Below are 781 nucleotides of genomic sequence, written 5' to 3'. Positions count from 1 at the left end.
GTTAGCACGGGCTGCCCACGTCTATCGTCAAGTTGACGACGAAGTCGTGGAAGAAATGATGACGACGTTTCAACACTTTCAAGAAGAACTGGATGACTTACAACGACAACTTCTTCAAAAAGATTAAGAAAGGAGCAACGCAATGGTGTATACCAAAAGTTTTGCCATTCACTCTTTTGATAATTTACGTCGTGCTGATCAGTATATTAAAAATAAAGAGAAAATTTCTAAAGCCAAACAAGCTGACTATTTGAAAAGTGCCTTAACTTATGTTGAAAATGCCGAGAAAACGAATGGGCAAGAACTGTTAAGCGGGCACTTGATTGGGAACTTGGCAGACTCGTATAACGAAATGTTAGCAACACAAATGTTGGCGTACATGGAAAAAGGGAAGGATTTAAACTTTGATGATCAAGGGCACTTGATTCCTTTTGAGTATCAAGATTTACAAAAAATCACCGGGCGGGGTAGTCCCCAGTTAGCCCACCATTTAATTCAATCCTTTAGTCCAGATGATCCATTAACTCCCGAAGAGGTCCATGAGATTGGCCGAAAAACGGTAATGGAATTAACCGGTGGAGACTATCAATTTGTGATTGCCACTCATTTAGACCAAGACCATTTGCATAACCATATTATCTTTAACCACGTCAGTTCACTGGACGGTTCCGCTTTTCGTTGGCAGAAAGGGACGGCGAAACAATATGGCGATATTTCAAACAAAATTGCCAGTCGCTATGGGGCGAAGATTATTGAACCGGGTATGAGATCCAGCCATCAA

The 781-nt window shown here is 41.2% G+C and carries 1 protein-coding gene; it reads left to right on the top strand.

Features of this window, described 5'->3' with window-relative positions:
• Nucleotides 1–142: 142 nt before the first annotated feature.
• Nucleotides 143–781: relaxase/mobilization nuclease domain-containing protein (locus AOQ32_RS08390; RefSeq protein WP_148666551.1), on the top strand; the 639-nt coding region annotated here is incomplete at its 3' end.

The sequence above is a fragment of the Fructobacillus tropaeoli genome (assembly GCF_001047135.2).
Classification (GTDB): Bacteria; Bacillota; Bacilli; order Lactobacillales; family Lactobacillaceae; genus Fructobacillus; species Fructobacillus tropaeoli.
The sequence above is the reverse complement of the archived record's forward strand: the minus strand, read 5'-3'. Positions and strand labels throughout refer to the sequence as shown.